The organism is uncultured Maribacter sp. (assembly GCF_947500405.1).
Classification (GTDB): Bacteria; Bacteroidota; Bacteroidia; order Flavobacteriales; family Flavobacteriaceae; genus Maribacter_B.
Genome location: NZ_CANMRY010000004.1, coordinates 101,567 through 122,541, shown reverse-complemented (window position 1 = coordinate 122,541; position 20,975 = coordinate 101,567). Strand labels below are relative to the sequence as shown.

General features: G+C 31.6%; 23 protein-coding genes. 12 read left to right on the top strand and 11 right to left on the bottom strand.

Features of this window, described 5'->3' with window-relative positions; translation table 11 throughout:
* Window positions 1-73: 73 nt before the first annotated feature.
* Together dapA and Q0945_RS06970 are read right to left on the bottom strand one after the other, a co-directional pair.
* Window positions 74-964: a 4-hydroxy-tetrahydrodipicolinate synthase gene (gene dapA / locus Q0945_RS06975; protein ID WP_299432597.1), complete on the bottom strand. Its 891-nt coding sequence runs from the start codon at window positions 962-964 to the stop codon at window positions 74-76.
* Entirely contained in the window at window positions 964-1,497 is a 534-nt protein-coding gene (locus Q0945_RS06970; RefSeq protein WP_299432594.1) for a hypothetical protein, read from the bottom strand. The genes dapA and Q0945_RS06970 overlap by 1 nt, the downstream gene beginning before the upstream one ends.
* A gap of 67 nt (window positions 1,498-1,564) precedes the next feature.
* Between Q0945_RS06970 and Q0945_RS06965 the strand changes: the two genes are divergently transcribed.
* Genes Q0945_RS06965 through Q0945_RS06955 form a run of 3 tightly spaced genes read left to right on the top strand, consistent with a single transcriptional unit; the run spans window position 1,565 to window position 3,692 of the window.
* Window positions 1,565-2,329 carry a 5'-nucleotidase gene (locus Q0945_RS06965; RefSeq protein WP_299432591.1) on the top strand — a complete coding sequence of 255 codons (765 nt, stop codon included), beginning with the start codon at window positions 1,565-1,567 and terminating at the stop codon, window positions 2,327-2,329.
* Between the two features lie 2 nt (window positions 2,330-2,331).
* Window positions 2,332-3,243 (top strand): metallophosphatase, encoded by a 912-nt coding sequence (locus Q0945_RS06960; protein ID WP_299432588.1) that lies wholly within the window; start codon window positions 2,332-2,334, stop codon window positions 3,241-3,243.
* Window positions 3,244-3,245: 2 nt separating this feature from the next.
* Window positions 3,246-3,692, top strand: a complete 447-nt coding sequence (locus tag Q0945_RS06955) for a GNAT family N-acetyltransferase (protein ID WP_299432585.1) — start codon at window positions 3,246-3,248, stop codon at window positions 3,690-3,692.
* 1 nt (window position 3,693) lies between these two features.
* Here the strand turns inward: Q0945_RS06955 and Q0945_RS06950 are convergent, their stop codons facing one another.
* The 4 genes from Q0945_RS06950 to Q0945_RS06935 all read right to left on the bottom strand — a co-directional run bounded on the left by Q0945_RS06950 (window position 3,694) and on the right by Q0945_RS06935 (window position 8,135).
* On the bottom strand, window positions 3,694-4,698 hold the full coding sequence (locus tag Q0945_RS06950) for a sugar kinase (RefSeq protein ID WP_299432582.1): 1,005 nt from the start codon (window positions 4,696-4,698) through the stop codon (window positions 3,694-3,696).
* Between the two features lie 90 nt (window positions 4,699-4,788).
* Window positions 4,789-6,786, bottom strand: coding sequence for an NAD-dependent DNA ligase LigA (gene ligA / locus Q0945_RS06945; protein WP_299432579.1), 1,998 nt, complete (start codon window positions 6,784-6,786; stop codon window positions 4,789-4,791).
* Window positions 6,787-6,791: 5 nt separating this feature from the next.
* A complete protein-coding gene (gene prmC, locus Q0945_RS06940; protein WP_299432576.1) occupies window positions 6,792-7,646 on the bottom strand; it encodes a peptide chain release factor N(5)-glutamine methyltransferase in 855 nt (284 codons plus the stop codon).
* A gap of 3 nt (window positions 7,647-7,649) precedes the next feature.
* Entirely contained in the window at window positions 7,650-8,135 is a 486-nt protein-coding gene (locus Q0945_RS06935) for a GNAT family N-acetyltransferase (protein ID WP_299432573.1), read from the bottom strand.
* 68 nt (window positions 8,136-8,203) lie between these two features.
* On the opposite strand from Q0945_RS06935, the gene ribD reads away from it, so the two are divergent.
* From ribD to Q0945_RS06915, 4 genes are read left to right on the top strand one after another with little or no spacing between them, the layout of a single operon-like run.
* On the top strand, window positions 8,204-9,271 hold the full coding sequence (gene ribD / locus Q0945_RS06930) for a bifunctional diaminohydroxyphosphoribosylaminopyrimidine deaminase/5-amino-6-(5-phosphoribosylamino)uracil reductase RibD (protein WP_299432570.1): 1,068 nt from the start codon (window positions 8,204-8,206) through the stop codon (window positions 9,269-9,271).
* Window positions 9,264-9,869: an HAD family phosphatase gene (locus Q0945_RS06925; RefSeq protein ID WP_299432567.1), complete on the top strand. Its 606-nt coding sequence runs from the start codon at window positions 9,264-9,266 to the stop codon at window positions 9,867-9,869. Before ribD ends, Q0945_RS06925 begins: the two co-directional genes overlap by 8 nt.
* The gene (locus Q0945_RS06920; RefSeq protein ID WP_299432564.1) at window positions 9,869-10,732 is read left to right on the top strand and encodes a DMT family transporter; all 864 of its coding nucleotides are present in this window, start codon (window positions 9,869-9,871) and stop codon (window positions 10,730-10,732) included. Before Q0945_RS06925 ends, Q0945_RS06920 begins: the two co-directional genes overlap by 1 nt.
* On the top strand, window positions 10,732-11,349 hold the full coding sequence (locus tag Q0945_RS06915) for a YigZ family protein (RefSeq protein ID WP_299432561.1): 618 nt from the start codon (window positions 10,732-10,734) through the stop codon (window positions 11,347-11,349). The genes Q0945_RS06920 and Q0945_RS06915 overlap by 1 nt, the downstream gene beginning before the upstream one ends.
* 12 nt (window positions 11,350-11,361) lie before the next feature.
* On the opposite strand, the gene Q0945_RS06910 is transcribed toward Q0945_RS06915, so the two are convergent.
* Window positions 11,362-11,760, bottom strand: coding sequence for a thioesterase family protein (locus Q0945_RS06910; RefSeq protein WP_299432558.1), 399 nt, complete (start codon window positions 11,758-11,760; stop codon window positions 11,362-11,364).
* A gap of 210 nt (window positions 11,761-11,970) precedes the next feature.
* Here Q0945_RS06910 and dnaA point away from each other — a divergent pair, with 210 nt between their 5' ends.
* The 3 genes from dnaA to Q0945_RS06895 are packed head-to-tail and all read left to right on the top strand — an operon-like array spanning window position 11,971 to window position 14,576.
* Window positions 11,971-13,395, top strand: a complete 1,425-nt coding sequence (gene dnaA / locus Q0945_RS06905; RefSeq protein WP_121067498.1) for a chromosomal replication initiator protein DnaA — start codon at window positions 11,971-11,973, stop codon at window positions 13,393-13,395.
* Between the two features lie 15 nt (window positions 13,396-13,410).
* The gene (locus Q0945_RS06900) at window positions 13,411-13,860 is read left to right on the top strand and encodes a low molecular weight protein-tyrosine-phosphatase (protein ID WP_299432554.1); all 450 of its coding nucleotides are present in this window, start codon (window positions 13,411-13,413) and stop codon (window positions 13,858-13,860) included.
* A gap of 2 nt (window positions 13,861-13,862) precedes the next feature.
* Window positions 13,863-14,576: an SAM-dependent methyltransferase gene (locus tag Q0945_RS06895; RefSeq protein WP_299432551.1), complete on the top strand. Its 714-nt coding sequence runs from the start codon at window positions 13,863-13,865 to the stop codon at window positions 14,574-14,576.
* A gap of 59 nt (window positions 14,577-14,635) precedes the next feature.
* On the opposite strand, the gene Q0945_RS06890 is transcribed toward Q0945_RS06895, so the two are convergent.
* From Q0945_RS06890 to dapF, 4 genes are all read right to left on the bottom strand, one after another.
* On the bottom strand, window positions 14,636-15,265 hold the full coding sequence (locus tag Q0945_RS06890; protein ID WP_299432548.1) for a hypothetical protein: 630 nt from the start codon (window positions 15,263-15,265) through the stop codon (window positions 14,636-14,638).
* A gap of 150 nt (window positions 15,266-15,415) precedes the next feature.
* Window positions 15,416-16,459, bottom strand: coding sequence for an endolytic transglycosylase MltG (gene mltG / locus Q0945_RS06885; RefSeq protein ID WP_299432545.1), 1,044 nt, complete (start codon window positions 16,457-16,459; stop codon window positions 15,416-15,418).
* On the bottom strand, window positions 16,450-16,980 hold the full coding sequence (locus Q0945_RS06880; protein WP_299432542.1) for a GNAT family protein: 531 nt from the start codon (window positions 16,978-16,980) through the stop codon (window positions 16,450-16,452). Before Q0945_RS06880 ends, mltG begins: the two co-directional genes overlap by 10 nt.
* Window positions 16,968-17,750 carry a diaminopimelate epimerase gene (gene dapF, locus Q0945_RS06875; RefSeq protein WP_299432539.1) on the bottom strand — a complete coding sequence of 261 codons (783 nt, stop codon included), beginning with the start codon at window positions 17,748-17,750 and terminating at the stop codon, window positions 16,968-16,970. Before dapF ends, Q0945_RS06880 begins: the two co-directional genes overlap by 13 nt.
* A gap of 134 nt (window positions 17,751-17,884) precedes the next feature.
* Here dapF and Q0945_RS06870 point away from each other — a divergent pair, with 134 nt between their 5' ends.
* Both Q0945_RS06870 and Q0945_RS06865 read left to right on the top strand, forming a co-directional pair.
* The gene (locus Q0945_RS06870; RefSeq protein WP_299432536.1) at window positions 17,885-19,279 is read left to right on the top strand and encodes a trypsin-like peptidase domain-containing protein; all 1,395 of its coding nucleotides are present in this window, start codon (window positions 17,885-17,887) and stop codon (window positions 19,277-19,279) included.
* Window positions 19,280-19,398: 119 nt separating this feature from the next.
* Window positions 19,399-20,847, top strand: coding sequence for a glyceraldehyde-3-phosphate dehydrogenase (locus tag Q0945_RS06865; RefSeq protein WP_299432533.1), 1,449 nt, complete (start codon window positions 19,399-19,401; stop codon window positions 20,845-20,847).
* Window positions 20,848-20,975: the final 128 nt, after the last annotated feature.

The window sequence follows — 20,975 nt, the reverse complement described above, 5'->3', positions numbered from 1 at the left end:
CAATGCTAAAATAAAAGCATTCGTGGGATACCACAATGCTTTTATGCTAGTTTTAACTTTCTTGTAAAAATATTTATGCTGTAACCTTAATAAACGGCTTTACAAATGCTTCAATTTTTTGTTTTAACTCTGATGTTGCCTGAACTAAAGGCAAGCGTACAGTAACTTTACACAAGCCTGCCAATTCTAAAATTGTTTTAATTCCAGCAGGGTTTCCTTCTTCAAAAATTAATTGCATTCCTTCTTGCATATTATAATGCAATGCATAAGCTTCTTCTACTTTCTTTTCTAATCCTAACCGTATCATTGAAGAAAACTCATTAGGTAAACCTTGACCTATTACAGAAATTACACCTGAACCGCCAGCCAAAACACTAGGCAATGCCGTAATGTCATCTCCAGAAATTACATGAAAATCATCTGGGGTATTTTTAATTAATTCCATTACTTGTACTATATCTCCGCAAGCTTCTTTAACCGCCACAATATTATCAAAATCTTGCGCTAAACGAACTACGGTTTCTGGCAAAACATTACTTCCTGTTCTACCTGGTACATTATATAAGATTACCGGAATTGGAGACGCTAAAGAAATAGCTTTAAAATGCTGATATATTCCTTCCTGTGTAGGTTTATTGTAGTAAGGAGAAACAGAAAGAATAGCAACAAAACCTTTTAAGTTTGCTATAGATAACTCTTCTACTATTAAAGCTGTATTGTTACCTCCTACCCCTAAAACCATTGGTAAACGCCCTGCATTTGCATTAGTAATTGTGTCTATAACTAACTGCTTTTCTGCTTTAGACAATGTTACAGATTCCCCTGTAGTACCTAATACTACCAAATAATCTACCCCATTATTAATATTATACTCTACTATTGCAGTTAGAGCAGCAACATCAACATTCCCATCTTCATTAAAAGGAGTTACCAAAGCAACGCCTGTACCCAACAATTCTTTCATTATTCTATTTCGTTTAATACTCTTAAATATTTTTTAAGTTCTGTTTTAAAAACTTTAAAATTATTCATTGGAGTATCTAATATTAAATCATTATAAACTTTATCTACCTCAACAAACCCAACATTTACTCTTGCTCTTGTTTTTACTGTCATTAACTCTAATAATAAGTTTTCCTCATTATAATAGTTTATTAACATATCATAGTCGCGACTAAGAAATTCTAAAGCGTAACTATTTTCTATATTTCCATTCCAACCTAAGTCTTTTCCAGAGAAAACAGGAATAGAATATGGCGAATTTTTATCATAAAAACTCTTATATCCTATTATTTTAACAGCATTTGGTCGTAATGAAAATTCTTCTATAAATTCATAAAATAAATTTGAGTTTTCAAACTTATCTAAATCTACAATACAGCCAATAGATGTAATCCCTTTTTTACGCTTAACTTCTACTTTAGACTTACTTAATTCTGTCTTTAAAAATTTAGCTCCAGATTTACGTTTTAATTTATCTTTTATTGCGTTAAACATGTATTTTTACATTTATACAAATGTAAAGAATCTTCATTTGTTTGGACAGGTCAAAATTAAAACAATCATGAATTTAAAAATAACACATTTTGTTATATTTACAACATTTAGTTTTGTAATAGCTTGCTCTACCCCTCCTAAAAAATTGTCAAAAATAGAGGTTAAACAGCTATCAATTTCTAATGACCTAGAAAAAAACGATGCTGTAGAATCTTATATTAATCCTTATAGACAGCGTATTAATCAAATAATGGATAGTACTCTTGCCTATACCCCAAAGAAAATAACTGCAGATGATGGGGAATACAACACATCCGAAGGAAATTTATTAGCAGACCTTTTGTACAACCAAGCTAACCCCATATTTAAATCTATCACTAAAAAAGAAATAGATTTTGTTCTTATAAATCATGGCGGTATACGCTCTATAATATCTAAAGGAAATGTGACCACAAGAAATGCATATCAAATTATGCCTTTTGAAAATACTATTGTTGTTGCAGAACTTTCTGGAAAATCTATTCAAGAACTAGTACATTTTATACTAAACTCCAACACCGCTCACCCTATTTCTGGCGCGCAAATTATACTAAACAAAGACAATAGTTTAGCTTCTTTTAAAATTCAAAATAAAAATTTTGACCCTAAAAAGACGTATTATGTAGCGACACATAATTATTTAGCAAGTGGAGGCGATAATATGGTGTTTTTTAAAGATGCTATTACTATTACACCTCTAGATTATAAATTTAGAAATGCTATCATAGATTACTTTAAGAAAGTAGATACTCTTCACGCTACAGTAGATAATAGATTTTATAAAAAAACATAATCATGAACAGAAGAAAATTCATTACAAATACTAGCGCTTCTTCTGCTTTTATTGGCTTAGGAGGCTTAACATTAGATTCTTGCATTAAGGAAGAGGTTACTAAAATCACTATTTTACACACAAACGATGTACACAGCCACATAGACCCTTTCCCCAAAAGCCATTCAGAGTTTGCTAATCTTGGCGGCTTAGCCAGAAGAGCTACTCTAGTACATTCTATTAGAAAAGAAAATCCAAATACTCTTTTATTTGATGCTGGAGATATTTTTCAAGGTACCCCTTATTTTAATTTTTATGGTGGAGAATTAGAGTTTAAACTTATGAGTATGCTAAAATATGATGCTGCCACGATAGGGAATCATGATTTTGACAATGGAATTAATGGTTTACTTTCTCAATTACCACACGCAAAATTTGATTTAATTACAGCTAACTACGACTTTAAAAATACTGTCCTGGGTGGTTTTACAAAACCCTATAAAACCTACGTAATAAACAATCTTAAAATTGGTGTTTACGGTCTAGGCATTAAACTAAAAGGCCTTGTATCTAAAAGTTTATATAAAGAAACGGTTTACCATAACCCTTTTGAGGTTGCTACGGACATAGAAACCAAACTAAAAGAACAAGAGAAATGTGATTTAGTAATTTGTCTTTCCCATTTAGGCTACGAGTACACTACAGAACAAAATCCTGACGACCTTACTCTGGCTTCAAAAACCAAACACACCGATTTAATTATTGGCGGACACACCCATACTTTTCTTGAAAAACCAACCATAGTTAAAAACGCCGAAAACAAAGAAATTTTAGTAAACCAAGTTGGCTGTTTTGGTATAAATTTAGGACGAGTAGATTTTTACTTTAGAGGCACTACAAATACAGAATATAACGGTGTTTCTATAAAGGTTTAGACATGAAATTAGTAAGAACAACATCCAAAAACAAAGATTTTACTGTTTTAGTAAAAGAACTAGACGCTTATTTAGCTATTACAGATGGCGATGAACATGCTTTCTATAATCAATTTAACTCTATACAAAGCTTAAAATATGTTCTAGTTGTTTATGTAAATGATATTCCTGTAGGGTGCGGCGCTATAAAACCATTAAATACCTCTTCTATGGAAATAAAAAGAATGTATGTTTCCCCTAAAACAAGAGGAAAAGGTATAGCTACTAGAATTCTTAAAGAACTAGAGTCTTGGACAAAAGAACTAAATTACACTTCTTGTATTTTAGAAACTGGCATAAGACAAACCGAAGCGGTTGCTTTATATAAAAAATGTAATTACAACATTATTCCTAACTACGGACAGTATATAGGCGTTAAGAACAGTTTGTGTTTTAAAAAAGAAGTCTAGGTTACCTTTTTAACCTACCTGTTGTATTCCCTTCCAAAATTGCTTCCACTTCTTTAACAGTAGCAAAATTTACATCTCCTTCATAAGTATGTTTTAAAGCACAAGCTGCGCTACCAAATTCCATAGCTTTATAGTCATCATAATGTTGTAACCCAAAAATTAAACCTGCAGCAAACGCATCACCAGTTCCTACCCTATCCACAACATGGGTAATATCTAAATCTTCTGATTCTCTAAACTCTTTTCCATTCCACATTCTAGCCCTAATTTTATGCCAAGAAGAATTTAGTGAGGTTCTAATTTTATCAAACACTTTTTCTATAGATGGATATTTTTCTATTAACAATTTACTTGCCTCAATAAAATCCTCATTAGAATATCCGTACGCTGTACCAAGAACTTCATTAATTTCATTGACACCTCCTATAAAAATGGTTGAATATTCTAATAATTCTGATAAGGTAGATTTTGCATCTTTACCATATTTCCATAAACCACTCCTATAGGTGGGGTCTGCAGTTACCGTTATGCCTTTTTTACGGGCTAAGATTAAACCTTCTTTAAGTGTTTCATAAGCTCCTTGACACAAGGCAGGTGTAATACCTGTCCAGTGAAACCAGGTAGCATCTTTTAATGAGGAGTTCCAATCCACCATAGAAGCTTCAATTTCTGAAAAAGAAGAATGTGACCTATTGTATGAAATAGCACTTGGGCGCATTACCGCTCCCACCTCTAAAAAGTAAACTCCCAAAGGCCTACTTGACCTAACAATAGAAGAGGTATCTACATCAAATTTATTTAAATAAGAAATAGCCGTGTTGCCAATAAAATCATCCGAAATACAACTTATGTGTTTTACTCTACCTCCAAAATTAGCAATAGAAATCCCCACATTTAATTCTGTTCCTCCAAAATAAAATTCTAATCTGTTAGATTGAATAAATTTTCTATTTCCTGGAGGAGACAAACGCATTAAAACTTCTCCAAATGTTACTATTTGACTCATACCAATATGTTTTAATTCGTTACAAAATTAAACTAGAAATAATATTAAAACTACACAGAAAACTACTAATTGTAATACTCTATTGACGCATTAAGACACTTTTTCAATAAATTCATGTTCAGAAATTATAGAAACACCTAGTTTTTCTGCCTTAGCTAATTTACTTGGTCCCATTTTATCTCCAGCAACTAAAAAAGAAGTTTTAGAAGAAATAGAAGAACCTACTTTCCCTCCATTATCTTCTATCATTTTCTTTAAATCGTTTCTACTAACAGTTTCAAAAACTCCAGAAACCACAAAAGTTTGCCCTTTTAGCTTTTCTGTTTGATTTAATAGTTTGTCTGCTGAAATTTCAAACTGTACGCCATATTCTTTTAGCCTATTTACTATTTCTACATTCTTTTCGTTCTTAAAAAACTCTACTACACTCTCGGCTATACGCTGTCCAATTTCATCTACCAAAATTAATTCTTCTACCGTTGCTACCATAAGCGCATCTATATTTTTATAGGCTTTAGCTAACTTTTTTGCTACAGTTTCTCCTACAAAACGAATACCTAAAGCAAACATTACCCTCTCAAAAGGTATTTTTATTGAAGCCGCTACACCTGCAACTAGATTTTCAGCAGACTTTTCTGCCATACGTTCTAGTGGCAATACATCTTCCTTGGTAAGAGTATACAAATCTGCATAATTAGTAATTAACCCCTCTTTAAAAAGAAGCTCTACGGTTTCACCTCCTAGACCTTCAATATCCATTGCCTTTCTAGAAATGTAGTGTTGTATACGGCCTGTAATTTGTGGCGGACAACCATAATAATTTATACAATAATGTTTTGCATCCCCTTCTGTTCTTACCAATTCTTCATGGCATTCTGGACAGTAGGTTATGTATTTTGTTACTGTAGAATCCCCTGGTCTTTTTTCTAAATCTACCTTTATTATTTTAGGAATAATCTCTCCTCCTTTTTCTACAAAAACCGTATCTTTTTCTCTTATATCTAGTTTCTCTATTTGGTCTGCGTTATGTAATGAAGCTCTTTTTACTGTAGTACCTGCTAGTAACACAGGTTCTAAATTTGCCACCGGTGTTATTGCCCCTGTACGCCCAACTTGATAAGTTATCTCATTTAAAACGGTAGAGACTTGTTCTGCTTTAAATTTATAAGCCATTGCCCAACGAGGTGATTTAGAAGTATACCCTAACTCTTCTTGGTATCTTAAACTGTTTACTTTAATAACCACACCATCGGTTTCATAAGGAAGTTCATGTCTATGCACATCCCAATACTCTACAAACTCCATAACCTCTGAAGTGGTTTTACATAGTTTTGCTATTGTTGGCACTTTAAACCCCCAGTCTCTAGCTTTTTCTAACATTTGAAACTGAGAAGTAACTCCTGTATTCTCACCAACAATACCGTACAACAAACAGTCTAGTGGGCGTTGTGCTACTACTGCACTATCTTGTAACTTTAAACTCCCAGAAGCCGTATTTCTAGGATTCATATAGGGTTCTTCTCCTGCTGCTATACGCTCTTCATTCATTTTTTTAAAACCCTCAAAAGGCAAAACAATTTCTCCTCGAATTTCAAATTTTGGAGGGTAATCGCCTTTTAATTGTAATGGAACCGATTTTATAGTTTTTACATTCGTAGTTGCTTCATCTCCCTGAAAACCATCTCCGCGAGTAACCGCTTGTTTTAATTTACCTTCCTCATAAGTTAAACTAATAGAAGCCCCATCATACTTTAGCTCACAAGTAAATTGCACTTCTACATCTCCTAAAACACGCTGTATTCTTTTTTCCCAATCTTCTATATCCTCTTTAGAATAGGAATTATCTAGAGAATACATCCGATTTTCATGCACAATGGTTTCAAAATTTTTGGTAACCTCCCCACCTACTCTTAGTGTTGGCGAAGAAGCATCATAAAACTCTGGATGCTTTTCTTCTAAAGCTTGTAATTCTTTAAGTTTAATATCAAAATCGTAATCCGATATAGTAGCATTATCTAACACATAATAATTATAATTATGCATTCTTAATTCTTTTCGTAAAGCTTCTATTTGTTCTTTTACGCTCATTTACTTTATTCTTTTATCCCTTTTATCATTCGGTCATTACCAAACATATCTTTTCGAAGTTCAATTTCTAAAAAATTATTGTCTTCCAAAAGAACCTTCATTTCTTTTCCTAAGTATTGGTTTATTTCAAAATACAAAAAACCGCCTAACTTTAAATTCTCTTTTGCAAAAACACTTATGGCTTCATAAAACATAAGCGCCTTATTATCTGGAACATATAATGCTAAATCTGGCTCATGGTTCTTTACATTTTCTGCCATCTGTTCCTTTTCTAACTCTCTAACATAAGGCGGGTTAGATACAATTATATCAAAATCTACATTAATAGATTGTAATTGTAATATATCTTCCTCTATAAAGTTAATAGCTACATTATTACACGCAGCATTCTTTTTAGCAATTTGTAGCGCTCCCATAGAAACATCTAAAGCATAAACCTCTGCTTCTGGAAAATTTTTAGCTATAGAAATTGCAATACAACCTGTACCTGTACCAATATCTAGAATTTTTAATTTCTGCTCTTTTTTAGATTTTAAATCCTCTAATATCCAACACACCAATTCTTCTGTCTCTGGCCTAGGAATTAAGACATTAGAATCTACTGTAAAATCTAAATTCATAAAATTTGTAGTCCCTAAAATATATTGTATTGGCTCTTGTAATTTAAGCCTGCTTAGCGTATTAAACAATGGCTGCTCTTCTTCTTTTGTAAGGGTTAAATTAGGCTCCGTAGCTAATACAAATCGTGGTAATTGTAAATAAAAATCTATTGCTAAATAAAAAAAGCTTTGAATTTCGGTTATAGGATATACCTCCTTTAACTCTATCTCATAAATATTTTTAATCTCTCTTAATAACATCTACTATAACTCTTTTATCATCCAAACAGGACAAGAATAGTGTCCTGTATCTCCCATTTTGTTTTCTAAATAGGTAAATCCTTTTTTAATATATAATTTTTGAGCCGCTTTCATAAATGGCATCGTTTCTAAATAACATTTCTCAAAACCAAATTCTTTTGCATTTTCCAAACAAGCATCTATCATCTTAGCACCAATACCTTTTCCTCTTGCTTCTTCTAAAAAATACATTTTTTGAAGCTCACACACATTACCATCATAATTTTCTAATTTAGCAATCCCTGCGCAACCTAATAAAACTCCATTCTCTTCCACAACAAAATAAATTGCATTAGGCATCTTGTAGTTTTCATACATAGAATCTAAAGCTTTATCCTCATAGGCAGAGCCTACTTTAGGAACTCCCATTTCTATTAATACCTTACGTATTACTTTTGCCACCCCTACATTGTCTTTCTCCTCAATTTCTCTAATACAAATGTTATTCACACTTTTAAATTTTAAGAACTATACACTCTCTATACATTTCTATATTTTATGTATCATTAGAAAGGTATATGTTCTATTTTTGTGAAGTGAAGATACATGAAAAATACATGTTACGTTGTATTCAATTAGGCAAAAATGGTCTAGGAAATACTGCTCCCAATCCCATGGTTGGTAGTATTATTGTCCATAACAACAAAATAATTGGTGAAGGTCACACAAGCCCTTATGGTGGTTCTCATGCAGAGGTAAATGCAATTAACTCGGTTACAGATACCTCCCTACTAAAAGAAGCAACAATATATGTTACTTTAGAGCCTTGCTCCCATTACGGAAAAACGCCACCTTGCGCAGATTTAATACTACAAAAACAAATTAAAACAGTTGTTGTTGGTACCTTAGACCCTCATGAAAAAGTTGCTGGAAAAGGCATAAAAAGATTAAAAGATGCTGGTTGCACTGTTATTACTTCCGTTTTAGAGGAAAAATGCAAAGAACATCATAAACGTTTTTTAACTTTTCATGTAAAAAAACGTCCGTACATTATTTTAAAATGGGCAGAAACTATCGATGGTTTTATTGCACCTGACAACTCTTTAAGAAAAGAAAATCCAGAACCTTTTTGGATTACCAACCCATATTCTAGACAGCTAGTGCATAAATGGCGTTCGGAAGAACAAGCTATTTTAGTAGGAACTAATACTGCTATACAAGACAATCCAAAGTTAGATACCAGGAACTGGAAAGGAAAAAATCCTATACGCATTGTATTAGACAAAGACTTGAAAATAAATAAAGATTCTTTTTTACTAGACAGTTCTATTAAAACAATAATCTTTACAGAAAAAACTAGTGTAAATACAGGGCTTAACATTAATTATCATAATATTATTTTTGATGAAAATTTAGCAAAGCATATTTGTAATACCCTATACCAACTAAATATAAACAGTGTAATAATTGAAGGCGGTTCTAAAACACTACAAACTTTTATTGATTCTAAACTCTGGGATGAAGCTCGTATTTTTAAAGGAAAAAACAACTTTAACTCAGGAACTAAAGCCCCTATTATTAAAGGAACAAAACTACAAACTACCCAAATAGATACGGACCAATTAATTTTACTAAAAAATGATTAAAAATATTATTTTTGATTTTGGTGATATTTTCATTAATCTAGATAAAGAAGCTGTTTTTAAAGAACTTACAAAATATGGCTTTACTTCTTTGACACCAGAATTAGACTCTTTAGCAAAAGAATACGAACAAGGACTATTATCTTCTAAGGACTTTACAGCAACTTTAATTACCATTTTTCCAGAAGCAAACGAGTCTAAAATAAAAGAAGCATGGAATTCTATTTTATTAGATTTCCCTTTATATAGATTAGATTTTTTAGAGCAACTAGCGCAAGAGAAAAATTATCGTCTTTTCTTATTAAGTAATACCAATGCGCTTCACATATCTCATGTTATAAAAACAATGGGAGAAACGAATTACAATAGATTTAAAAATTGTTTCGAGAAATTTTATCTTTCTCATGAAATACAATTACGTAAGCCAAATGCAACTATTTACGAGTTTGTTTTAGAACAAAATAATCTAAAAGCAGAAGAAACTTTTTTCATTGATGACACCAAAGAAAATACCGATGCTGCAGAAAAATTAGGGATTACATGTTGGAATTTACTTGTTGGTTTTGATGATATTATTAATTTAAAAACCAAATTACCTTAATGTTAAACCTATGCCTAAGCATTTTATTCTCTAGTTTAATATTTGTCATATTTAAACTTTTTAGCATTTATAAAGTCCAAACACTATATGCTATTATAACTAATTATGTTGTTGCCTGCAGTGTTGGCTTTTTTCTACACCAAGAATCAGTTACCATTTCTTCTGTGATAGAAAAACCTTGGTTTATAGGAACTCTTATTCTAGGTATTTTATTTATTGTAGTTTTTAATCTAATGGCCGCTACTGCTCAAAAAGTAGGTGTTTCTGTAGCATCTGTAGCTACAAAAATGTCTTTTGTTATACCCGCAATAATCGGCGTAATTGTTTATAAGGAACACTTAGGGGGCTTTAAAGTAATAGGTATATTTTTGGCAATGGGAGCTGTTTATTTTGCCTCTATAAAAGAGAGCAATACAAAAGTTAATTTCTCTATCTTATTATTACCCGCTCTTGTTTTTTTTGGTTCTGGTATTATTGATACTACCATTAACTTTTTCCAAAAAGAACATGTTACCCCTTCCGAGTTTCCCCTTTTCTCTGCAATGATTTTTGGCTCTGCTGCTGTAATTGGGGTATTTTTTATTTTAATACAATCCCCGAAGAAACCACTAAAAATAAATCTTAAAAATATTATTGGAGGTATTGTTTTAGGTATCCCTAATTATTTCTCTGTTTTTTTCCTTCTAAAAGCACTTAATAATCCAGAGTACAATAGCGCATCTATATTTACTCTTAACAATGTTGCTGTAGTTATGTTTTCTACGCTACTAGGCATATTACTTTTTAAAGAAAAGATTAGCACGAAAAATTGGGGTGGTATTGCTTTAGCTGTTATTAGTATACTTTTAGTAGCTTTAGCGTAATGCAAATAGAAAAAGATACCTATAGAACCATTTTAAAACCTTCTAATGTAGTTTTCTCTAAAGAAAAGAAAAGCAAATTTTATGGGTATGTATTCCCTATTCACAAAGAAGAAGATGTAAAACCAATTATAGAAGAGCTTCGTAAAGAGCACCACACTGCTAATCATGTATGTTACGCATGGCAGATAGGAGTAGAAAAAATAAACTATAGAGCAAATGATGATGGCGAACCTAACAATTCTGCAGGAATGCCAATCTACGGGCAAATAAAATCTTTTGGTGTAACAAATGTCCTTATAGCTGTAGTTAGAATCTTTGGAGGTACCAAATTGGGTGTTGGTGGCTTAATAAGCGCTTACAGAAACTCTGCAGTATTAGCTTTAAATGAAGCTAAAATTGTAGAGCAAATACTAAAAAATACTTTTGAAGTTACTTTTGATTATAAAAAAATGGACAAAGTAATGCGAATAATAAAGCAAAACCAATTACAAATAGAATCTCAAAAAATGGAAATGAATTGTTCCATACATTTTTCTGTTCGCAAAAAAGATTCTAACAAAATTGAAACTATTTTTAAAACAAACCACGAAATAAAAATTAAAAAAATAAGCTACTAATATTTTTTTTTACTAAAAACCAATTTTATCAAGAATGTATTTTGGACATCGCATAGGCTTCATTTTTTCTTTATCCATAAAAACCAAAACTACATTCGCTTCAGCCAAAATTTCTTTCTTTTCGTTATAAATTTCAAAGTCAAATTCAATTCTAACCGAGGGTTTTTCCTTCAAAATTGTACGTACTGTAATTAAATCATCATACAGTGCAGACTTCTTAAAAAAGGTTTGCAAAGATATTACTGGAAGTATTACTCCATTTTTCTCCATACTACTGTAAGAAATACCCTTGTTTCTTAACCATTCCACCCTACCCATCTCTAGGTACTGTGCATAATTACCATGATACACAACGCCCATTTGGTCGGTCTCCGCGTACCTAACCCTAAAAGAAATTTCGTTAAAATCCATATTATATCAAGTAAATATTATATATTTAAAAGCTTTGTTTGTATGTTTCACGAACATGAGAAAAAATTATCTAAAATTCAATAAAATTTCATTTTTTTATTAGATAATTTGTTCACATATTTGCTCTACTATAAACAGAATACTATTAACCAACTTTTGCACTAATTCATTAAAATTTTTGCAAAAACCAAAACAAAGAGAACTTTAAGAATGAATGTTACTGCTAATTCCGTTTGGAACAATTGTTTGGCTTTTATCAAAGATAATATCCAACCGCAGGCATTTAAAACTTGGTTTGATCCTATTAAACCAATCAAACTATCCGAAAACGCTTTAAGTGTTCAAGTTCCAAGTAAATTTTTTTACGAGTGGCTAGAAGAACATTATGTTAAACTACTTAAAGTTGCTCTAACAAAAGAGCTAGGAGAGACTGCCAAATTGGTTTACATTATTCGTATGGAAAATACTTACGGTAATAAAGAGCCTTTTACTGAGAAAATTCCGAGTTCTAACAGAGGTAATTTAGCATCACAAGAATTAGACGTACCAATTAAATCTAAAAACCCAGAATTAAGAAATCCATTTGTAATTCCTGGTATTAGAAATATAAAAATAGAATCGCAACTAAACCCTAATTATAATTTTGATAATTTTTTAGAAGGAGACTCTAACCGTTTAGCACGTTCTGCTGGTATGGCAGTTGCTAACAAACCAGGAGGAACTTCTTTTAACCCGCTTTTAGTATTTGGAGGGGTAGGTTTAGGAAAAACACATTTAGCACATGCTATTGGTGTAGAAATAAAAGACAAATACCCTGAAAGGACTGTTTTATACATTTCCGCAGAGAAATTTACACAACAGTATATAGAATCTGTGAAAAAGAACACTAGAAATGATTTTATTCATTTTTACCAATTAATTGATGTTCTAATTATAGACGATGTTCAATTCTTATCTGGTAAATCTGGAACACAAGATGTATTTTTTCATATTTTTAACCACTTACACCAAAACGGAAAACAAGTTATACTAACCTCTGACAAGGCTCCTGTAGACATGCAGGATATTGAGCAACGTTTACTTTCTCGTTTTAAATGGGGATTATCTGCAGAATTACAAAATCCAGATTACGAAACAAGAATTTCTATATTAAAAAATAAACTATACAGAGATGGTGTAGAAATGCCAAATGATATAGTAGAGTATGTTGCAAAACATATAAAATCTAATATTAGAGAATTAGAAGGCGCTATTATATCCCTTATTGCACAATCTTCTTTTAATAAAAAAGAAGTAACTGTAGAACTTGCACAACAAGTTGTAGAAAAATTTGTTAAAAATACAAAACGAGAAGTTTCAATAGATTACATCCAAAAAGTTGTATCGGATTATTTTGAAATGGATGTAGCAACACTACAATCCAAAACAAGAAAAAGACACATTGTACAAGCAAGGCAATTAGCTATGTTTTTTGCAAAAAAATTCACTAAAGCCTCTCTTGCAAGTATTGGTTCTCAGATAGGAAAAAGAGACCACGCTACCGTATTACATGCTTGTAAAACAGTAGATAATCTTGCAGAAACCGATAAACAGTTTCGCAAATACATAGACGATTTAACTAAAAAATTATCTTAATAAAATAAAATTGCTATGAAAACCAGGATACTAATGGTTTGCCTAGGAAATATTTGTAGGTCGCCATTAGCAGAAGGTATTTTAAAAAGCAAAGTAGATTCTAACAAAATATTTGTAGATTCTGCTGGTACCGCTGGCTATCATGTTGGTAATATGCCCGATATTCGTTCTATTGCTGTAGCTCAAAAATACGGTATAGACATACACCAACAAAAAAGCAGAAAGTTTACCTCTAAAGATTTTATTGCTTTTGACATAATATACGCTATGGATAATAGCAACTATTCTAACATTATATCTTTAGCAAAAAACAAAGAAGATATTTCTAAAGTAAAACGTTTACTTTCTGAAATAAATATAGAGACAAAGGAAGTTCCAGACCCATACTATGATGAAGATGAAGGCTTTGAAATAGTTTTTCAATTAATAGACAAGGCTTGCGAAGCAATTGCCAAAAAATTATAATCATGGAAAACAAAAAAGGAAAATTATATTTAATACCAACAACTTTAGGAGACAATGAACCTTTAGAAGTTTTGCCAATATCTATAAAACAAACCATAGAAAGTATAGATTATTATATTGTTGAAAATGAAAAAACAGCAAGGCGATTTATAAAAAAAATTAGCCCAAGAAAGTCCCAACCTAATTTACAATTAAACCTTTTAAACAAATTTACTGAAGCTCAAGAAATACCAACTTTTCTTGAACCGTGTTTAGACGGAATTAATGTTGGCATACTATCTGAAGCGGGTTGCCCAGGAATTGCAGACCCAGGAGCAGATGTTGTAAAAATTGCGCATCAAAAAAATATTCAAGTAGTACCTCTTGTTGGCCCCTCTTCTATTTTACTTGCTCTAATGGCCAGTGGCTTTAATGGTCAAAATTTTGCTTTTAATGGCTACTTACCTATTGATAATGCAGAAAGAAAAAAAACAATAAAAGGTTTAGAAAAAAAATCTAGAGAAGCAAAACAATCTCAAATATTTATAGAAACTCCTTACAGAAATGATAAAATGTTGCAAGAATTAATTAAAACACTTGCAGATGGCACACATTTATGTATTGCTTGTGATATTACACTACCAACAGAATATATTGCTACAAAAAGAATAGCCGATTGGCACAAAACTAAAGTAGACCTACACAAAAGACCAGCAATTTTTATTATTCAAGCATAAAAAAAGCCTTGACCATTCTACCTGCCAAGGCTAACCATTTTCATAATAAACTTACTCTTCTATATTTTTGGGTTTCTCTTAGGAGATACATAAGAAATATCATAACCCGAAAACTTTTTTAAATACTTGGAAACAGTAGACCCATAAGCATCTGCAACATTATAGCTCCCGTAAGAACGCAAATACTTTTGAACATTACCAGCACCTGCTAAATGAGCAGCTGCCAACATTCCTGACTCCGTTACAACAATACCTCCAATTTTTTTACCTACAAAACGCTGAATATCTCTCCTAAGAATCCATTTGTTTCTAGATACATTAGTATAAAAAACTCTTTCTTGTAAAACAGGGTCGTTTAAAAAAATTGTTGGATTATAAACCCCCATTAACTCCAAAGTCTCTACACCAAATTGGTATTTACCCAAATACCCTAGAGTATTTGTTACAAAATAATTACCTTGAGATTCTTTAAATGCCAAGGCTTCTTTAAAACCAATATAAGAGCTTCCTAAAAAAGGAGGCACTACAACTAGGCCTGTAAAGTAAGTTTTGTTTTTGGGAAACAAAACCTTAGTAGGTTCTTTTACTTTTAAAGTTTCTGGAACTGTAACTTCCTGGTTTTTAAAGCCAAAACTTATAAAAATAAACATCACGATAAGAGGACTACTCACGTATATCCATCTTCTCATATAATTGTTTTCTTAAGACTTACCTCTTCCTAAAAAGTGTGCTTAAATTTCTGAGGGGGCAAAGTTAGAACTAAATTGTTCTCTAATTTTAGAAAGTTATGTTAAAACTATACAATTTCAGTTAACAGGTCAAAAAAATAAGACAATTTACTATCTATTTATCTTTTTGGAATTTATCCAACGGATGTATTGCTCTTTATTTCGGTTATGTTGCGCAAGTGTTTTTGCAAATTTATGATAACCAAAATTCTCCACGTTTGCTACAAAATATAAATAACTATGTTTTTCAGAATTTAAAACTGCATCAATCGCAGAAATATCTGGCATCGCAATTGGCCCTGGAGGTAAACCGCCATATTTATAGGTATTATAAGGAGAATCTAACTCTAAATCCTTATACAAAACCCTCTTAATTACCTTATTAAAATCTCCTGTATGTTTTTTTATTGCATAAATTACTGTTGGATCCGCCTGCAATAAAATACCTTTTCTTAACCTATTTAAATAAACTCCTGCCACCCTAGGGCGCTCCTCTACTTTAGCTGTTTCTTTATGAACAACAGAAGCTAATGTTACCACCTCTTTATCTGTTAAACCTATAGTTTTTGCTTTCGCTAACCTACCCTCATTCCAAAAAAGTTTGTATTCTTTTAACATTCTATTACGAAAACCTTCTGCAGAAATGTTCCAAAAAAATTCATAACTATTAGGAATATACATTGCAAGCTCTGTATTTTTATTAAAACCATTTTCTTTTAAAAAATTTATATCTGTAAAAGCTTTTAACAAACTAATACTATCTGGCTCTATTTGTACTGATATTCTACCTGCTAAATTTTCTATAGTTTCTTGGTTATTAAAAGCAACCTTAACAGGAGTATTACCACTTCTAAGAACACCGATAATTTCATTATTATTCATTCCTTTTTTTAAAACGTATTTCCCCGCTTTAATATTAGGAGTGTATTTTTTACGATCCGCAGCAGATTTGAATGAAGAAAAGTCCTTTACCAAAGGCTCTAAAATCTTTTCTAAATCTCCAACATTAGAATTTGTTGGGATATAAACATATGCTTTATCGTTATTAAAATTTGTATTAGGGGTAAAAAACGCACCATACACCATATAAGCAAACGCTCCACCAGCTATTAAACCTATAAAAACAATTGCTAATAAAATTTTCTTTATATACATGTATTAATTTTTTGAAATAAAATTTCATTTTTAAAGCTACCTCCAGACAAAACCCAATCTTTTTTTACTCCTATTTCTTTAAAACCTATTTTTTTAAATAAATGTATGCTTGCTAAATTATCTTCTAAAACGTTAGCATATATTTGATGCAAGCCCAAAGTAGAAAAAGCATAGTTACACAAAACATTTACCGCATCAAAACCTACTCCTTTATTACGCTCCTCTTCATTTAATATTACAATACCTAAGCCTGCTCGTTTATTTTTAGGGTCAAAATCAAATAAATCTATTAAACCAATAACGGCATCATTAGCAGAACAAACACACAACCTAAGCTGCTTTACCTCATAAATATCTTTATATGCATTTTCTAAATACAGTCGTAAAACTTGTTTTGAATATGGAGTAATAGTACCACTTATTTCCCATAAATCTGTATTATTTTCCAAAGTGTACAAAAAATCCAAATCACTCATTTCAAGAGCTCTTAAATAAATGTTGCTCCCTTTTAAATGTTGCATACTATTTCCCCTTTAAAAACTTGTTTGGCATCTCCAATTAAAAAAACATCAGAATACGAAGCATCATTTACAGAAAATTTCACTTCTAAATTACCTCCTAAAACATTTATAAAAACATGATTAGATTTTACCATACCAGATTTATGCATAGCTATTGCTGCTGCGGTAACTCCTGTTCCACAAGAAAGTGTTTCATCCTCTACTCCTCTTTCATAGGTTCTAACTGCAAATACATTTTCTTTTACAGGTTCTACAAAATTTATGTTACTCCCTACCTTTCCATATAATCCATATCGCAACTTTTTACCTTCTTCTTTTACATGAAACTCAGAAAGATTAGTTACCTGTTGTACATGGTGTGGAGAGCCTGTATTTAAAAACATGGCATTAGGCTTTGTTTTTATTTCATCTACATCTACCATTTGTAAACTAACCAAATTACCCTCTACAGTTGCATTATGCAAACCATCCACAGCATTAAATGTGGTTTCTTTTTTAAAAACATTTAAAAATTCTGCAAAAGCTACGATGCACCTACCTCCATTACCACACATAGTGCTTTCATTTCCATCAGAATTATAATAAACCATTTTAAAATCTACAGTAGTATCATTTTCTAATAATATAAGTCCGTCTGCACCAATACCAAATCTTCTATCACACAAAAATGCAACCAACTTTGTATTGTCTTTAGGGAATTTTAAATCCCTATTATCAATCATTACAAAATCATTTCCTGTACCTTGGTATTTATAAAAAGTAATATCCATTTTATCCATAATTAAAACAAAGATAAAACATTATTAAGATTTTTTTAGCAGTTAAAAACTCGTTAAAGAAACTAAATAAAGTATAAAATCTATTAATTTTACAGTAGAATAATATTAGAATTAAATTATAAAAAATGAAAAAAATTAGCAGCCTATTGTTCGTAGCAGTTTTTGCTGGTGCTTTTACGCTTGGAGCTTACAAGCTTTTTTTTGAAAACACAAAATACGAAGTAATTACCCAAGAAGGTGAAAACACTACTTTTAAAACAAACTACACCCCAACCTCTCCAAAAGGAGCTGGTATAAATGAGTTAGATTTTACAACCGCAGCAGAAACAACTGTTAACGCTGTAGTACACGTAAAAAATGTAACCTTAAGTTCTGGACCAACCAATATTATGGAGTTTTTCTATGGCTCAAAATCTAGCCAAACTCCGCAAGTAGGAACTGGATCAGGAGTTATAATTTCTTCGGATGGATATATTGTGACAAATAACCATGTTATAGACAAAGCAAACAAACTACAAGTTACCTTAAACAATAACAAAACCTATGATGCGGAATTAATTGGAACAGACCCAAATACAGATATAGCATTACTTAAAATTGATGCTAAAAAGCATTTACCATATTTAGCATTTGGAGATTCTGATAATGTAAAAATTGGAGAATGGGTTCTTGCTGTAGGAAATCCTTTTAACCTTACTTCTACTGTAACTGCAGGAATTGTAAGTGCTAAAGCTAGGGCTCTTGGACAAATAGACCAATCTTTTATACAGACTGATGCTGCTGTAAATCCAGGTAACAGCGGCGGAGCGTTAGTTAACACTAATGGAGATTTGGTTGGTATTAACACTGCTATTACCTCACAAACTGGTTCTTATGTTGGATACTCTTTTGCTGTTCCAAGTAATATCGCAAAAAAAGTAGTAGAGGATATTATGGAGTACGGTAACGTTCTTAAAGGAATTATTGGCATTACCACTCCGCATATGAATTCTCCCTACGCTATAGAAAATGGAATAAATGAAATTGAAGGAGTATATGTAGATGGAGTTACTTCTGGTTCTGGAGCGGAAGATGCCGAAATACAGTCTGGCGATATTATTAAAAAAATAGACAATATAAAGGTTAAGAAATTTGCAGACCTTACAGGGTATATTTCTGCAAAAAGACCTGGAGATGAAGTTGTTTTAACCTTAGACAGAGACAATGAAGTCTTAGAAATACCAGTAACATTAAAAGAAAGACAAACCCTTATTGTTCCTGTTATGGGCATTGAAATTAAAAATTTAACGGAAGAGGATATGAAAAAATTTAACACAAAAACTGGTGTTAAAATAATTGGAGTTCCAGAAACATATAGAGGGTATGGTTTATATGGTAAAATATTATTATCTGTTGGCGATGAAAAAATAAACAATATTCAAGAAGCAAAAACACTTTTTGGACGCATCTCCAGGTATGGAAAAACTAGTATTACAATGCTAAACAGTAAAGGCGAAAGAGAACGTCTAATCTTTCAGTAAACACACTACACAAAAAACAAAAGCACCTTTTCTAAAGGTGCTTTTTTATTTCAATTTTCTTTACGAAAACGTTTGAAATAAGTACTTTTGCAAGTAAATTAACATTTGAAAAAGTCATAATGGCAAAAATTAAATCTTACGAAAAAGAGCTTGCATTCCAAGCCGACAGAAGAAAAGCAACTACAGAGTTTATTAAACTCGCTAGTGACCTTTGGTACGATAAGTCTATAGAAACCGTACTTTTTAAAAATCAAATCATAGATAAAAATGTAAGCGATATAATTAACCTTCATGAATATGCCGGAGAATTTGTTCAAAAGCCTGTTTCTATTTTTGATTCTGTTGAAATTTTAAGAGCAATTAATGATATTAAACTACCCCCCTCTAAATTAGATATTGGTAAACTAACCTACGAATACCATTCGGATAGTAATGACTATAGTAATGTAAAATCATTTGTAATAGACAAATTAAAAAACGCAAACGAAACTGAAAAAATACAACCAAAAGATGTTGTTTTATATGGTTTTGGAAGAATAGGTAGACTTTTAGCCAGAGAGCTTATGGCTAAAACTGGCAAAGGTACCCAAATGCGTTTAAGAGCAATCGTAACTCGAGGAGAAATAACAGAAGAAATTCTTGAAAAAAGAGCCAATTTACTTAGAATAGATTCTGTTCATGGCAAATTTAATGGAACCGTATATATAGATTCTAAAAGCAAAGCGCTACTAATTAACGGCACAACGGTACACATTATTAGCGCTTCTAAACCAGAAGACATAGACTACACTAAATACGGTATAAAAGATGCTTTAGTAATAGATAATACGGGAGCTTTTAGAGATAAAACAGAATTAAGTAGACACTTAGAATCTAAAGGAGCATCTAAAGTATTACTAACCGCCCCTGGAAAAGAGGTTCCTAATATTGTACATGGCGTTAACCATACAGAATATGACCCAGATACAACAAATATATTTTCTGCAGCTTCATGCACTACAAATGCAATAACCCCTGTTTTAAAAGTTATAGAAGATTCTCTAGGAATTAAAAAAGGGCATTTAGAAACAATACATGCTTATACTAATGACCAGAATTTAGTAGACAACATGCATAGTAAATACCGTAGAGGAAGAGCTGCTGGTTTAAACATGGTAATTACAGAGACTGGAGCCGGAAAAGCTGTTGCCAAAGCCTTACCAGAACTAGCAGGAAAATTAACCTCTAATGCAATTCGTGTCCCTGTTCCTAATGGCTCTCTTGCCATTTTAAATTTAGAAACTAAAAACAAAACTTCCTTGAGCGCTTTAAATACAATATTAAAAAAATATGCCTTAGAAGGGAACTTAGTAGAGCAAATAAAATATTCTCTAAGCAAAGAAATGGTTTCTTCTGATATAATAGGTACCTCTGCCCCGTCTATTTACGATAGTAAAGCAACTATAGTAAATAGTACTGGAAAAAATATTATACTATATATATGGTACGATAATGAATACGGATACTCCCATCAAGTAATACGCTTAGCTAAGTATATATCTAAAGTAAGAAGGTTCACCTATTACTAGTATAAACTAACAAATTCATAGGTTTTATTTTAGTAACATGCCTATTAAAATAAAACCTTTTTTTAATATTTTTTCCTTAATTGATTTTATTGAATTACTTTTATCCCCCTCTAAATCACTATTATTAA